This is a genomic window from Halorubrum alkaliphilum (genome assembly GCF_017873815.1).
GTDB lineage: Archaea > Halobacteriota > Halobacteria > Halobacteriales > Haloferacaceae > Halorubrum > Halorubrum alkaliphilum.
In genome coordinates, this window is sequence record NZ_JAGGKQ010000005.1 from 27065 (window position 1) to 41251 (window position 14187).

The 14187-nt window shown below is 66.5% G+C and carries 13 protein-coding genes; 6 read left to right on the forward strand and 7 right to left on the reverse strand.

Annotated elements, in window-relative coordinates; translation table 11 throughout:
* Positions 1-43: 43 nt before the first annotated feature.
* From J2751_RS04850 to J2751_RS04875, 6 genes are all read right to left on the reverse strand, one after another.
* On the reverse strand, positions 44-478 hold the full coding sequence (locus J2751_RS04850) for a hypothetical protein (RefSeq protein WP_209483716.1): 435 nt from the start codon (positions 476-478) through the stop codon (positions 44-46).
* Positions 479-673: 195 nt separating this feature from the next.
* On the reverse strand, positions 674-2536 hold the full coding sequence (locus tag J2751_RS04855) for a thiamine pyrophosphate-binding protein (RefSeq protein WP_209483718.1): 1863 nt from the start codon (positions 2534-2536) through the stop codon (positions 674-676).
* A gap of 62 nt (positions 2537-2598) precedes the next feature.
* Entirely contained in the window at positions 2599-3585 is a 987-nt protein-coding gene (locus J2751_RS04860) for an aldo/keto reductase (RefSeq protein ID WP_209483720.1), read from the reverse strand.
* Positions 3586-3623: 38 nt separating this feature from the next.
* Positions 3624-5588 carry a DEAD/DEAH box helicase family protein gene (locus J2751_RS04865; RefSeq protein WP_209483722.1) on the reverse strand — a complete coding sequence of 655 codons (1965 nt, stop codon included), beginning with the start codon at positions 5586-5588 and terminating at the stop codon, positions 3624-3626.
* 339 nt (positions 5589-5927) lie between these two features.
* Positions 5928-6140 (reverse strand): hypothetical protein, encoded by a 213-nt coding sequence (locus J2751_RS04870; protein ID WP_209483724.1) that lies wholly within the window; start codon positions 6138-6140, stop codon positions 5928-5930.
* A 537-nt stretch (positions 6141-6677) separates the two neighbouring features.
* Entirely contained in the window at positions 6678-7409 is a 732-nt protein-coding gene (locus tag J2751_RS04875; protein ID WP_209483726.1) for a hypothetical protein, read from the reverse strand.
* 106 nt (positions 7410-7515) lie between these two features.
* On the opposite strand from J2751_RS04875, the gene J2751_RS04880 reads away from it, so the two are divergent.
* The gene (locus tag J2751_RS04880) at positions 7516-8046 is read left to right on the forward strand and encodes a multiprotein bridging factor aMBF1 (protein ID WP_209483728.1); all 531 of its coding nucleotides are present in this window, start codon (positions 7516-7518) and stop codon (positions 8044-8046) included.
* Positions 8047-8067: 21 nt separating this feature from the next.
* On the opposite strand, the gene J2751_RS04885 is transcribed toward J2751_RS04880, so the two are convergent.
* On the reverse strand, positions 8068-8841 hold the full coding sequence (locus J2751_RS04885; protein WP_209483730.1) for a DICT sensory domain-containing protein: 774 nt from the start codon (positions 8839-8841) through the stop codon (positions 8068-8070).
* 145 nt (positions 8842-8986) lie between these two features.
* Here J2751_RS04885 and tpiA point away from each other — a divergent pair, with 145 nt between their 5' ends.
* The 5 genes from tpiA (at position 8987) to J2751_RS04910 (ending at position 14124) form a co-directional block, all read left to right on the forward strand.
* Positions 8987-9631, forward strand: a complete 645-nt coding sequence (tpiA, locus tag J2751_RS04890; protein ID WP_209483732.1) for a triose-phosphate isomerase — start codon at positions 8987-8989, stop codon at positions 9629-9631.
* Between the two features lie 189 nt (positions 9632-9820).
* Complete coding sequence (dnaK, locus tag J2751_RS04895) at positions 9821-11758, forward strand: molecular chaperone DnaK (RefSeq protein WP_209483734.1); 1938 nt, start codon at positions 9821-9823, stop codon at positions 11756-11758.
* Between the two features lie 95 nt (positions 11759-11853).
* Positions 11854-13008 carry a molecular chaperone DnaJ gene (gene dnaJ / locus J2751_RS04900; protein ID WP_209483736.1) on the forward strand — a complete coding sequence of 385 codons (1155 nt, stop codon included), beginning with the start codon at positions 11854-11856 and terminating at the stop codon, positions 13006-13008.
* Between the two features lie 71 nt (positions 13009-13079).
* The gene (locus J2751_RS04905) at positions 13080-13400 is read left to right on the forward strand and encodes a cupin domain-containing protein (RefSeq protein WP_209483738.1); all 321 of its coding nucleotides are present in this window, start codon (positions 13080-13082) and stop codon (positions 13398-13400) included.
* Position 13401: 1 nt separating this feature from the next.
* Complete coding sequence (locus J2751_RS04910; RefSeq protein WP_209483740.1) at positions 13402-14124, forward strand: acyl-CoA synthetase family protein; 723 nt, start codon at positions 13402-13404, stop codon at positions 14122-14124.
* The last annotated feature ends 63 nt before the right edge of the window (positions 14125-14187 follow it).

Below are 14187 nucleotides of genomic sequence, written 5' to 3' on the forward strand. Positions count from 1 at the left end.
CACTCACTATCATCGTAATTAAATTCCTCGTTCGGAGAGACGATCAAACCAGTACGGAAACGACGTCAAGCAACTCCGACAGCTCGCCGACCGCCTCGCTCGCACCGTGGAGTAGTTCACGTGCGGCAGCTAGCTCCGCTATCTCGCCGATCCGGTCGGCCTCTCGTTCCATCACGAACCGACCGACGGTCCACGCTGCCCCGAGGAACGCGACCGAAGCAAGCAACCGCGACACGGCGAGGAGTTTGAGGAGGACCGGAAACACCAGAACCAGCGCGAGCGCCGCGACGAGAGTCGTCAGCAGTGTTGAGCCCGTTCCCGTCCCGCCGAGGTCCATGCCTCCGGACCCCGACAGCGTAACGAAGAGTCCGACGACGAGAAGCGAGACTCCCCACAGCGCCGTGCCGAGGAGTTTCGCACGACTCTCGTATATCGACCGGTTATCCGGTACCTCCTCATGGACCCATGGGTTCCGCATGGCGGACCTCCACGACGTAGACGGATATATGTCGTTTTATCAATCAGATACGAGCGAGACGTAATCGAGGACACGGGACCGATCGAACGGCCTTCGGGATCCGTGGTGAGGGGCAGTCCACCCGTCTCGACCGGTCCGACTGCTTCGCCCGGCGCGTCCGGTGAACGTACGGAGGAACACAGAAAGTCCACGGCTTCAGCCGTGGGAGGAGTCTGACTCGTCCGTAAGTGAACGCGTCATCCACTCGCTCGCCTGCGGCTCGGCCGGATCCGTCATGACCTCGACGAGCGACGGTCCGTCGTGGTCGATCGCGTTCGCGACCGCCTCGCCGACCGCCTCCCGCGTGTCGACGCGCTCCGCCGCCACGCCCATGCCCTCCGCGATCGCGACGAGGTCCAACCCCGCGCCGTCCCACCCGTACGCGCCGGGCTCGAAGTCGTAGGAGCGTTCGGCCTCCTCGCTGATGATCGCGTAGTCATCGTTGTTGAGCGCGACGACCGTCACGTCGACTCCCTCGCTCGCCAAGGTGTGAAGCTCGTGGACACACATCATGAGGCCGCCGTCCCCGGTCAGCGCGACGACCTCGCGCTCGGGGTTCGCGAGCTTCGCGCCAATCGCGGACGGGAGTCCGGTCCCCATGGTCGCCCACGACCCCGGGTTTACGTACGAGGACGGCCCCAACGCGGGAAACGAGACGAGCGTCCAGAGCCGAAACCCGCCCGCGTCGGCAGTGACGACCGCGTCATCCGGGACGACCTCGCGGACCTCCCGGAGGACCTCGACTGAGCGGAGCGGATCCTCCGGATCGCGTTCGGCGGCGACCGCTACGAACCGATCCCGGTCCGCCTCGCGCACCGATGTGGTCCGTTTCGCGCCCGGCGTCGACGAGGAACCGACACCGGCGGGTTCATCTCCTGCTCCGGTATCCGCCTCGATCCGTTCGGCGAGGGCCGAAAGGAATCGGTCCGCGTCGGCGATGACGCCCACGTCGGTCTCGTAACCGAACCCGATGTCGTCGACACCGAGCGTGACGTGGACGAGCGTGTCCGGGAGCTCGACCGACCATTCCGCCGTCGCGACCGCGTCGAGATCCGAGCCGACGACCAGCCCGGCGTCGGCCCCCGCGAGCAGCTCGCGAAGCTCCGTGCTCGCGCCCCCGCAAAGCACGCCCGCCGACAGCGGATGCGTCTCCGGGATCGTTCCCTTACCCTTATACGTCGTCACGACCGGCGCGTCCAACAGTTCGGCGACCACGCGGAGCCCGTCGCTCGCACCGGAGCGTCTAACCCCGCCGCCCGCGAGCAGGACGGGATCCGACGCCTCGCGAAGCAGCGCGACGGCCCGGTCGACCGCGGGGTCGGACGGCTCCGTCGGGGGTTCCGGATCCCGATCCGGCGGCGTCGCCTGCGGCGTCCGGCTCGCGAGGGCGTCCTTCGGGATCCCGACTCTGACAGGTCCCTGTGGAGCCTCGCGGGCGACGCGGATCGCGTCGTCGACCGCGGCGACCGCGCCCGCGGGCGACTGTACGAGGACGTTCTCCTTGACGACCGTGTCGTACGTCTCCGGCGGCGTCTCGTGGATCCCGTCCCCGCCGCGCACGTCGCGTTCAGTCTCCACGGCGAGGTGGAGCAACGGGACGCAGTCGTTTCTCGCGTTCTTCAGCCCGTTCATCGCGTTCATGTCACCCGGTCCGGGGACGACCACCGTCGCCGCCATCGTTCCCGGATCGCTCGACTCGGCGTATCCCCACGCCTGATGCGTCACCGCGGTCTCGTGGCGAGCGACGACGAACCGTGCGTCGCGGTCGGCGAACGCCCGGTTGAGCGGGAGCGTCTGTTTCCCGGGGATCCCGAACGCCGTGTCGATCCCACAGTCGAGCAAACGGTCCACGACGGCCTCCCCGACCGTCGGGACCGTGGCCCCGTCGTCCGTGTTTCCCTCGTCCGCGACCGCGTCGTCCGTGTTTCCCTCGTCCGCGACCGCGTCGTCCGTGTTTCCCTCGTCCGCGACCGCGTCGTCCGTGTTTCCCTCGTCCGTGTTCCCGGTATCGGGGTCCATGATCGGGGACGACGACGGAACGCCTCAAAGGTCCATCGGCCACGACCGACCCGAAGTCGCGGTTACCAGCGATGGTGGACGTGCTTGCGGACGTGATCCTCGTACACTCGCTTGACCGCGGCGTGTGCGTCCTCGGACAGGGGTGACGCATCGCTGACGGCGGCGTTGCTCCGGACGTGTTCCGGCGTGGTGGACCCCGGGATCACCGTCGTCACGGCGTCGTGATCGAGGATCCACCGAAGGGCGAACGACGCCATGGACAGCCGGTCCGGAACGTGTGGATCCAGTTCGTCGACCGCCCGGAGTCCGACCTCGTAGGGCACTCCGGCGAACGTCTCGCCGACGTCGAACGCCTCGCCCTCGCGGTTGTAGTTGCGGTGGTCCGACTCGGGGAACGACGTCGACGCCGACAGCGATCCGGTTAGCAGTCCTGACGCGAGCGGAACCCGGACTATCACGCCGACGTCCGCCTCCGCGGCCGCATCGAGGAAGTACTCCGCGGGCCGCTGCCGGAACGGGTTGAATATCAGCTGGACCGTCTCCACGCCCGGGTAGCCAATCGCCTTCATCCCCTCCTCGACGCGCTCGACGCTGACGCCGTAGGCGTCGATCAGTCCGTCGTCGACGAGCCCCTGAAGCGCGGTGAACGTCTCGGGATTGTAGTACACGTCGGTCGGCGGACAGTGTAGCTGGAGCAGGTCAAGCGAGTCGACGCCGAGGTTCTTCCGGGAACGCTCGGCGAACCGTTCGAGGTTCGCCGCGGTGTACCCGTCGGCCTCGTGGGGATCGAGCCGCCGGCCCGCCTTCGTCGCGACGGTGACGTCGTCGTTCTCGATGTCGTCTCCGAAAACCTCTCCGAGGATCCGTTCCGACCGACCGTCACCGTACACGTCGGCCGTGTCGAAGAAGTCGATCCCGGCGTCACGGGCGGTTTCGACCGCGCGGACCGCTTCCGACTCCGTCACCTCTCCCCAGTCGCTCCCGATCTGCCAGCTTCCGTACCCGACCTCCGAGACGGGACCGATGGACCCGAGTCGTCGTTTGTTCATGTCTCACGGTTCCGCCGTGACCGACAAGTGTCTGGCGTTCACTCCGCGACGTTGGTCTCCCTGACCCTGACTCCCTTGCGCGCGAGATGTCGCATCTGCCGTTGAGCGAACTCCTCCTCGCTCGATCCGCGGGTTGCGAGCACGTACACGAGCGCGGACCCCTCGGGACGCATGGTTCGACCCGCGCGCTGGGAGCCCTGTCGTCGACTGCCGCCGAGCCCGCTCGCAACGATCGCGAGTTCGGCGTTCGGGAGGTCGATCCCCTCGTCGCCGACCCGAGAGACGACGAGCGTGTCGAGGTCGCCGTCCTCCCCCCGGAACTGTCGGAACAGCTCCGTTCGGTCGCGGTGTGGCGTCTCGCCGCTGATGAAGGGGACGCCGAGCGCGTCGGCGATGGCATCGCCGTGATCGAGGTACTCGATGAAGACGAGCGCCTTCTGCTCGCGATGGGCGGCGAGTAGATAGCGGATCTCCTCGATCTTCGCGGGGTTCTCGGCCGCCACCCGCCGTCGCTCCCGGCCGTCCGCGCTGGCGTACTCGTTGCGTGCCAACTCGTCGCGCCACGGGACGTATCGGATCTCGACTTCGGGCTCCTGAACGAACCCGGCCTCGAACAGCGCGTCCCAGTCCGCGCCGATCGGCCCCCCGATCAGGGTGTATATCTCCTCCTCGCTTCCCGTCTCGCGGACCGGCGTCGCGGAGAGGCCGAGCCGGTGTTTGCTCTGGAGCTCCGCCGTTCTGGAGTACACCGGGGCCGTGACGTGGTGGCACTCGTCGAAACAGATCAACCCCCACTTCCGCGAGTCGAACAGAGAGCGGTGGCGGTCCATCCCGGCGATCTGGTAGGTGGCGATCGTTACCGGCCGGATCTCCTTGGCACCGCCGTGATACAGGCCGATATCCGCGGGGTCGACCGTGGTGTGGTCGAGCAGCTCCTCGCGCCACTGCCCAGCCAATTCGCGGGAGGGAACCAAGATCAGCGTCTCTCCGCCGACGGCAGCCATCGTCGCGATGGCGGCGACCGTCTTTCCCGACCCGGGTGGACCGACGTACACGCCCGAACGTGATTCGAGGAACGTCTCGACCCACGTCTCCTGATACGGTCGGAGATCAGTCGTGAGATCGATGTCCACCGGGTCGCCCGTGTCGAGGTCGCGGTCGTCCTCGACGGGATAGCCGGCGTCGTACAGCGCGCGCTTGACCGCTGCAACCTCCGTCTCGTTCACCCATGCCTCCGTCTCGGAGATGGGCGCGCGGACGTGTTCGTCCGCCAGATGTTGGTCCGCCACGTTTCCCATGAGGCTCTCGGAGGCCGCCTCCAACACGACGTAGTCGTCCTCGTGGGTGTACAGCCGGAACCGGTGTGCGCGCCGCCACTGGTCCCGGATCCACTCCTCCAAGTGCTCGAACCGACGAGGAAGCACCGACCGGAGGCTGGCGATCAACGCGTCCGCGTCCTCGAACGGCGCGGCCCAGACGTCCTCCTGGCGGATCCGGTAAAGATATCCGCGCGTTCCGGGATCGGTCCCGGTCGTGTCGACGAGGTTCGCGAACTGCGAGAGTCGCGCCCGCGTGAACTGTGTCGGTCGGTCGACGACGATCTCCCGGCGTTTCGGGAAGGTTACGACCCGCTCGCGGCTCGCCAGCCGACCCCACTCGGTCGGGTAGAAGACGACGGGGTCGCTCTCGACGTCGAGCCGATCCACGTCCCCGCGGTCGACGAGCGTGGCGAGCGCGTCGCGGGCGGCCGCCTGCGTCGTCCCCAGCCGCCTCGCAACCTCGCTGGCGGTCGCGACGGGTCGTTCCTCGGCTTCGAGCGCGTCGTGAAACCGGTCGAGCGAGAGGGAGTCGTCGACATCGATCTCCTCGCCGTCGTCATCGGCGTCAATGCCGCCGTCATCGGCGTCAATGCCGCCGTCATCGGTATCGACGTCGCTCGCCGTAGCCTCCGTGTCGGGATCGGACGCGTCGCCGGCTTCCGGGCCGCCGGGGTCGTCGGTCATTGGCTCGGCTTCGGTCGGGAGGCGGAAATGAGTAGCGTCCCCGACCGACGTGGAGATAGGGAGATCCACGTACTCACTTATATACAGATACTGACGACGATGGTCGACCACTTATAAACAGCCACCTCTGAAAACGCTCGACTGATCTCAAATTCTCAGTGGTTGATACGGACGTCGTGGTGACTATGGCGCGCAGATACACTGCCGATTGCTTCCCGACTCACGTCAGTGACCGATGTCGGGAGTGGGTCTCGCAATACGGTGGAGTAGTTGTTTATAAGTGAGATAGTGGTGTTGCTGGCGGCTGGTTATAACTAGATGGTGCTGTGGTGAGCGGCTCTACTTCTCCAGCTGTTCGTTTATAAGTGGTTGCTGGCGGATCGGCGGTGAACACCTCCAAACCTCCAGTCGCGAGGACTCGCGCGCTTTGCTGCGCTCCTCGTCACTCGCGTTGTCGCCGGCGGCTCTGCCGCCGGCTGCCAGAGGGACCTTCGGTCCCTCACTGCTCGTTCCTGCGGTGCTTGCTACAGCGTGTGAGCCCTCGTGGCTCACGGGCCTCCGGCCCGTTCGCTGTCGGGGCCTCCCTCCGGTCGGCCCCGCTCCCTGCCTCTTTGAGTCCCGCCCCGCAACCGCCCCGCACCTCACGCCTCCCCAGCCTCGTCAGGGACGGTCGCCGGAACCGCTCGGCGACCGTCCCTGACTCAGCGAGAATCGGAGATTCTCTGGCAGGCGGCGGAGCCGCCGGCTGCCAGAGGGACCTTCGGTCCCTCGCGGTTCGCGGCTCTCCGAGCCGCTCACCGGGGCGCGGGGCGAGAGCGGAGCTCTCGCTAGCAACCGGCGGCAAAGCCGCCGGTGACGCCACCGCATCGTTCATTTATAAAGGGTCGTCGCTGCCGCTCAAATACCTTTTATATACGATCTCGTTGCTATCGATCTGAGCGATCTACTCCCCGTATGATCGATGAGAACGTCTCATACTACGGACGTTTCCGTGAGTCCTCTAACCGATGGTTCCGCCGGGGACTCGACCGCTTATATACTGCTACCGGAAACGACGATCGTGGTTTAAATGACCCCTCGATAGCGACGCTACCGCCCGGACGGGCCGTGACAGCCGCGGCCGGTGATCGCGTCTTTCGACCGGAACCGGCAGCCGCAGTCGGCACAGCAAACGTAGGGCTGACCGGGCTCGGTTTCGAGGCGGTGCTCGCCCACAACGAAGGGGCGGGTGATCGCCCGCGGGCGGATCCGGTCCGGGATCGGCTCGGCGGACGCCTCGCTTAGTCCGGTTCGCACGTCGATGGTGTCGATGTCGACGGGGTCAAACCGGCCTGCTTCGAGCGCGCGGTCGCGGTCCGCGATCTCCGTCCAGCCGGTGACGACCACGGGGGAGTTCGTCTCGGTGTCGCCCACGACGACGACGAACCGGATCCCGTCCTCGACGAGTGCGAACCGCCAGCCGTCGGTACGGTTCCAGCGGAGCTGTCCGCGTCGGATGGCGTCGCTCACGGCCCGTGTCGAGACGTATCTACCGGGCTGTTCGAGGCGTTCGCGGAAGTGGTCGGTGAGCGCGTACAGGCTCGGGTCGCGGACCGGCGGGTCCTCCGGGGTCCGTCGTCTCGCGGTCGGCTCGGAACCGCCGGCATCGGGGCGATGGGCTGACCGTGCTCTGGAGTCGTCCGGTCCGAACCGGCTCGGCGGCGTGGTCGGCTCGCGACGGGACCCGGCGTCGGGTGTCGCCGCGTGCGGTGCGGTCCGGCGCTCCGTCGATCCGGTACCGGACCCCTCGTCGGGTCCCGGTCCGCCCTGTCGGGATGCCACTACCGATCCTTAGCGCACGGGTTCTTAAGGCTGTTACGGCGTACCACGATCGGTGACGGCCGGTCCCAGCGCACCCTTTATACAGCAGGCTATGTTAGCGTCGCGTATGCCCCAGTGTGAAATGTGTGGTGCCGAGCAGGCCTCGCTGACGACGACGAAGGTCGAAGGCGCCGAGTTGGAGCTGTGTAGCTCCTGTACGGACTTCGGCACCGAGGTCCGCGAGGAGTCCAGCAGCTCCGCCGGGAGCAAGTACTCGACGAGTTCCAGCTCCGGGACCTCGTCGTCGTCGTCATCCTCCTCTTCGTCCGGATCCGGCGGCTCGTCCGGGAGTTCGCAGCGTCCACGCGACATGTTCGACGACATGGACGAGATCGCGACGGACTACGACGACCGGATCCGTAGTGCCCGGGAGTCCAGAGGACTGAGCCAGGAGGAGCTCGCGGACGATCTCAACGAAAAGGCGAGTCTGATCCGAAAGCTGGAGCGCGGCGACACTCTCCCGACCGACGATGTCCAGCGGAAACTGGAGCGCGCGCTCGACGTCTCGCTCGTCGAAGGAAAGGACGTCGACGAGGAGTGGGAGACGACCGACGCCGGAAGCATGACGCTCGGCGACGTCGTCAAACGGAAGGACTAGCGAACCGGCCGTGAGAGGCGCTCACGCCGTCGCACCGTCGTCGCCGTCCGTTGCTTCCGACGACTGGTATCGTTCCCTGAGGTACTCGATGATGGTGTCGACCGTCTCCGGATCGTAGCTCCAGAAGCCGTAGAACTCTCCGGGAGCCCGCTCCTCGGCGAGCAGCGCACACTTCGCGTCGTCGTATCCGCCGCCGTCGTACGCGACGAACCACGTCTCGCGGATCTCCGCGGTCCGGCCGATATGTACGGTGTAGTGGTCCGCGTCGGGCGAGTCCCCCTCGGCGGTCGCGTACGCGTGAACGTCGAGATCATCCTTCTCGCCCAGCCTGTCGTACGTGTTCGCCTCCCCGGTCAGTACTTCGAGCGTCTGGAATCCGGCGTGAAGCTCGCCGGTCCCGACGCGCCATGCGCGATCCTCGATCTCGCGGGAGGCCGCGACCATGTCCGCCCGCGAGTACGAGGTGAACATCGTTTCGTCGAGGTGGTCGAGGACGGGTTCGCCGACACGGCTCGGACCCGGGTCTCCCGAGATATCGGGCTCCGAATCGCCATCAGTGGTCCCCCCGTCATAGCCCGGTAGCAGGTCTTCGACTGCTACTGCCGTCACGAACTCCCCGTCACGTGAGAGCACCGCGTACCCCTCCGGTCCTTCGTCCGCGGACCCGTCGACGACTCGGACGTTCCGGTCGGCGAAGTGTCCCGCGAGGGTGTCCGCGGTGTCGGCGCGCGGATCGAACACGGTCAGTGTGGCCTCACGTGCCTCCACGCCGGCGATGAGTTCGATGAGGGACATGTCCAGTTTCGGCCCCGAACGGGGTCGTTCGTCGCGTTATCCGCCCGGGTATATATAAGGTAGGGCGATACACGGCATTGGGGTCCGTTCGGCGAGCGACGCCGCAGTATGAAGCTATTTGCGCCCGCAGTCACGTATACCGATCATGTTCATTCTGGTGAACCTCAAGGCGTATCCGTGTGATCCGATCGAGGTCGCGACCGCCGCCCGCGACGTGGCCGACTCTTCCGGCGTTCGGATCGCCGTATCGCCACAGGCAGCGGATCTCGCTCGCGTCGCCGAGACGGGCGTCGAGACGTGGGCTCAACACGTGTCGCCGAACGCACACGGCTCGCATACGGGGTCGACACTCGCGGAGGCCGTCGCAGACAACGGTGCCGAGGGAACCCTCATCAATCACTCGGAGAACCGCCTCAAACTCGCCGATATCGACGGGTCGGTCGGCGCGGCGGAACGGGCCGACCTCGAAACCGTCGTCTGCGCGAACAACCCGGCACAGATCGGCGCGGCCACCGCACTCTCCCCGGACGCGGTCGCGGTCGAGCCGCCGGAGCTCATCGGTGGCGATGTCTCCGTTGCGACGGCCGACCCTGGTATCGTCGAGGACGCGGTCGCGGCCGCGGCCGCGGTCGACGACGCCGTCGACGTGTTCTGTGGCGCGGGCGTCTCCACCGGCGAGGACGTCGCGGCGGCCGCGGACCTCGGCGCGTCGGGCGTCCTTCTCGCGTCCGGTGTCGCCAAGGCGGACGACCCCGCAGCTGTTCTTGAGGACCTCGTCTCCGAAATATAACTCGACGGTTTCCGCCGACTCGGAACCACCCGATGAGTCGGCAACTGCGCTTGCGGGTCAGTATAAAGACATCGATGTTAGTGGCTACCATGATCGGGAAAACCGCAGGACGTAGGCGGTATCACTCGATCGACGATATCGGCTCGTCTAGTAACCTTTAACCGACACAAGCCGGTATATTCGGACAAGATGGCGACCAACAAGATCCTCGGTATCGACCTCGGTACCACCAACTCCGCGTTCGCGGTGATGGAGGGTGACGAGCCCGAGATCATCTCGAACGCCGAGGGAGACCGGACGACCCCGTCCGTCGTCGCCTTTTCGGACGACGACGAGCGGCTCGTCGGGAAGCCGGCGAAGAACCAGGCGGTTCAGAACCCCGATCGCACGATACAGTCGATCAAGCGTCACATGGGCGAGGACGGCTACACCGTCGAGGTCGGGGACGAGGAGTACACGCCCGAGCAGATCTCGGCGATGATCCTCCAGAAGATCAAACGCGACGCCGAGGAGTACCTCGGCGACGACGTCGAGAAGGCCGTGATCACGGTCCCGGCGTACTTCAACGACAAACAGCGTCAAGCAACCAAGGACGCCGGCGAGATAGCCGGCTTCGATGTCGAGCGCATCGTCAACGAGCCGACCGCGGCCTCCATGGCGTACGGCCTCGACGACGAGTCCGACCAGACCGTTCTCGTGTACGACTTGGGCGGCGGCACGTTCGACGTGAGCGTCCTCGATCTGGGCGGCGGCGTCTACGAGGTCGTCGCCACGAATGGGGACAACGACCTCGGCGGTGACGACTGGGACGAGGCGCTCATCGACCACCTCGCCGACGAGTTCAAGAACAATCACGGGATCGACCTCCGCGAGGACCGGCAGGCGCTCCAGCGGCTGAAGGACGCCGCCGAGGAGGCGAAGATCGAGCTGTCGAACAAGAAGGAGACGACCGTCAACCTCCCCTTCATCACCGCGACCGACAGCGGTCCGGTCCACCTCGAACAGTCGATCACGCGAGCGACGTTCGAGAACCTCACGTCCGACCTGATCGAGCGCACCATTGCGCCGACCGAACAGGCGCTTTCCGACGCCGACTACGCGAAGTCCGACATCGACGAGGTCATTCTCGTCGGCGGCTCGACACGGATGCCGCAGGTGGTCGACGAAGTCGAGGAGCTCGTCGGTCAGGAACCGAAAAAGAACGTCAATCCGGACGAGGCGGTCGCGCTCGGCGCGGCGGTCCAGGGTGGCGTGCTCTCCGGCGACGTCGACGACATCGTGCTGCTCGACGTGACGCCCCTCTCGCTCGGCATCGAGGTGAAGGGTGGACTGTTCGAGCGGCTCATCGAGAAGAACACAACCATTCCGACCGAGGAGTCGAAGGTGTTCACCACGGCCGCGGACAACCAGACGTCCGTCAACGTCCGCGTCTTCCAGGGCGAACGCGAGATCGCCGATGAGAACGAGCTGCTCGGCGCGTTCCAGCTCTCTGGCATTCCGCCGGCTCCCGCGGGAACCCCGCAGATCGAGGTCTCCTTCAATATCGACGAGAACGGCATCGTCAACGTGGAAGCCGAGGACCAGGGCTCGGGCAACGCCGAGTCGATCACCATCGAGGGCGGCGTCGGCCTCTCCGACGAGGAGATCGAGGAGATGCAGGAGGAAGCGGAGAAACACAAGGAGGAGGACGAGGCCCGCCGCGAACGGATCGAGGCCCGTAACGAGGCCGAAACGTCGATCCAGCGCGCGGAGACGCTCTTAGAGGAGAACGAGGAGGAACTCGATCAGGAGCTCATCGACGACATCGAGGCGGCCGTCGAGGACGTCGAGGAGACCTTGGAGAACGAGGACGCCGAGACCGAGGAGATCGAGTCCGTCACCGAGGCGCTCTCCGAGGCGCTTCAGGAGATCGGCAAGCAGATGTACGAGGGACAGGCCGCACAGGCCGGTCCCGGCGGTGCCGGCGGCGCTGCGGGACCGGGCGGTCCCGGCGGCATGGGTGGCATGGGCGGCGGTGCGGGCCCCGGCGGCATGGGCGGAGCCGGACCCGGCGACGCGGACGCCGACGACGAGGAGTACGTCGATGCCGACTTCGAGGACGTGGACGACGAAGACGACGAGGAGTAGCGCCAAGACCACGAACCGTCGCGCCGACCGCTCGGCCTTCGGACGCGCCGCTTAACACGACGCAGCCACGAACGACTCAACAACGAACGTAACGCATGAGCGAGAACTTCTACGACGTCTTGGGCGTGTCGCGGGACGCCGACGAAGACGAGATCAAACGGGCGTACCGCAAGAAGGCCGCCGAACACCACCCGGACGTCAGCGACGACGACGACGCCGAGGAGCGGTTCAAGAAGATACAGAAGGCCAAGGAGGTGCTCACCGACGACGAGAAGCGCCAGCAGTACGACCAACTCGGCCACGATCGGTTCACCGAAGCCGACAAGCGGGGCGCGACCGGTGGCGGGGGGCCCGGCGGTGGCCGCGGGCCCTTCGGCGGCGGTGCCGGCGGTGCCGGCGGCTTCGAGGACATCTTCAATCAGTTCTTCGGCGGGGGCGGAGGCGGCCGCGGTCGTCGGGACGACCGGCCTCGACAGGGGAGCGACCTTCGGACCGGGCTCACGATCGACCTCGACGAGGCGTTCGAGGGAACGACGAAGGAGTTCACGCTTGAACGACCGACGACCTGTGACACCTGTGACGGCGCGGGACATCCGCCCGACGCCGACGTGAGCACGTGCCGGCAGTGTAACGGGCAGGGACAGGTCCGACAGGTCCAGCAGACGCCGCTCGGCCGGGTCCAACAGACGTCGACGTGTCCACGGTGTGAGGGCACCGGCGAGACGTACAGCGAGGACTGTGCGGACTGTGGCGGCGACGGCGTCGTCCGTGAGGAGGCGACGCTCTCCGTCGAGATCCCTGCGGGCATTCAGTCGGGGCAGAGCCTCCGGATGGAGCGCGAGGGGGCTCCCGGTGAGAACGGCGGACCGAGCGGTGACCTCTTGATCGAGATCGACGTGGACGTCGGCGAGCGGTTCGAACGCGACGGCGACGACCTCCGCGTCGAGGAGGCGATCTCGTTCCCGCAGGCCGTGTTCGGCGACACCGTCGACGTCGAGACGGTCGACGGCACCGTGGAGATGGACGTCCCCGCCGGAACACAGAGCGGGGAGACGTTCCGACTGAAGGGGAAAGGAATGCCACACCTCCGACGGCGGGGGCGAGGAGACCTGTACGTACAGGTCGGCGTCGTCGTCCCCGATTCGATCAACGAGGAGCAGCGGGAGGCGCTGGAGGCGTTCGCCGAGGCGGGCGGCGAGGACATCGACGTCGACCGCGGCTTCTTCGAGAAGCTCAAGGGTTCGTTCTGACCCATCGGGACGCCGCGTCACCGCATGGGCATCGACGGCAGGTTTTCGGTGCTTCATCACGTATCGCGAGTATGGGCTACGACCGAGCGAGTTACACGGATGTCGAGCCGCGCGCACCGGGAATGTACTTCCTTCGTGACGCGCTCGATTCGGAGGCACTGGGTGTGACCGTCGTCGAGGCCGACGACGGCTGGGAGGGTATGGAACACGATCACGCGGACGGTGATCACGAGGAGGTGTATCTCCTGTTGGCGGGAACCGCGTCGATCACGGTTGACGGCGAGACGGTCGAGATGGACGGCGGCGACGCCGTACGCGTGGATCCGGGGTCGACCCGGACGCTCACGTTCGGCGCGGACGACTCCCGAATGGTGATCGCCGGCGCGCCCTGAGATGGCGGTCGTCGGCGACCTGCTCGGCCGCGACCGCCGGACACGGACTACCGCGCTCGTCACGCCGAACGGAAGCGAGCGGACGTATCACGACCTGATCACGAACGCGTACAAGGCTGCGAACGTGTTGCGGTATCTCGGGGCGCGCGAAGGATCGACCGTTGCGGTCGACCCGCAACCCGGATTTCACACGACGGTCGCGTTTCTCGGAGCGGCGCGACTCGGCGCAGCCGTCCGGTTCGACCCTCACGCGGGGATCGCTGCCGGCGACCGCGTCGTGGTGGCACCGGTTGCCGACGAATCGGACTTCGACCCCGATCCGGGCACGAACCTGACCGTCTTCGGCGGCGCACCGGACCGTCCGGAGACGACCCACTGGGAAGGCGAACTCTGGAGCGAGAACCCCGGTACCCCTCCGAGCGAGGTCGATCCCGCCGACATCGTCATCCGGGGCGGCGACGGCGACGTATCGCATCGAACGCTTCTCGCGCTCGCGACGGGAATCGCGGATGACTACGGGATGACAGAGGGAACTGGAGTGGTTCTCCGTGTGTCGTTCGCGGAGCCACACGCGGTCGCCGCCGGCGTCATCGCCCCGCTCTCCTGTGGGGCAACGGTCGTTCTCGACCGATCGTCAGGTCGCGAGAACGGCGATATCGGCGTCGTACGGGACTCGAATCGAAACGTTCCGGAACCTCGGCGGGTCGATCTCGCGACGCTTTGAGAACGCTCGCCACTCGAAACGGGTGTTGACATCCTCCCCGCCCTGAACAGTAGTTGCCGAACC